1 protein-coding gene is annotated in these 912 nt (G+C 65.1%); it reads left to right on the top strand.

The features are described 5' to 3' along the window. The coding region (locus A5700_RS05120) for a condensation domain-containing protein (protein WP_156671085.1) at positions 1–912 on the top strand (912 nt) is incomplete at both ends.

The raw sequence follows: 912 nt of genomic DNA, 5'->3' as shown, positions 1-912 counted from the left end.
AGGCCGAACCGGGCCGGGTCTCGTTCTTCGAAGAGGACGGCCAGGTCGTGCAGCGGCCGGTCGACTATCCCGACGTTGAGCTCGGCTTCTACGACGTGACGGCCTCGGCGGATCCGGTCGAGGAAGTGCGCCGGACGGCGTCGTCGATCCAGCGCACCCCGATGGCGTTGAACGGTCAGCTGTTCAAATTCGTGTTGTTCCAGACGCAGTCCGACGAATTTTATTTGTTCGGCTGCTGCCACCACATCGCCATTGACGGATTGGGAATGGCGTTGGTGTGCCGCCGGGTCGCCACCATCTATTCCGCAATGGTGGCGGGCAAGCCGATTCCCGACGCATATTTCGGTTCGGCCCGCGACTTGGTGAATCTGGAATCGGAATACGAGGCGTCCGCCGATTATCAAGAAGACCAGGCGTACTGGAGCGAGCACCTTCCGCCGGACAGCGCGCCCGCCCACCGGCCGTCCGACGCCGTGAGCGAGCGCGACCACTACTCGCCGTCGGCCTCGATCCAGCTCGACCCGTCCGTGGTGAACCGCATCAAGCAGCTGTCCAAGGTGTTGGGCATCCGCCGGTTCTCGGTCACCACCGCGGCCTGCGCCCTGCTGGTCCGCGCCTGGTCGGGCAGCGGCTCGCAGGTGGCGCTCGACTTTCCGGTCAGCCGGCGCGTGCGTCAAGAGTCCAAGACGCTGCCCGGCATGCTCGCCGGCGTGGTGCCCCTGGTGCTGTCGACCGAACCGCAGACGACGGTCGCCGAATTCTGCAAGCACGTCGATATTCGTATTCGAGAGTTGTTGCAGCACCAACGTTTTCCCGTGCACATTCTCGAGGGCGACGGCCTGCGGCAGGCCGCGAGCCGCGTCGGCATCAACTTCATTCCGTCCCGGCTCACGCTGGACCTCGCCGGCTCTC

Origin of the sequence: Mycobacterium sp. E1214, assembly GCF_001666755.1 — a bacterium.
GTDB lineage: Bacteria > Actinomycetota > Actinomycetes > Mycobacteriales > Mycobacteriaceae > Mycobacterium.
This window is presented reverse-complemented; position numbering and strand designations above follow the sequence as displayed.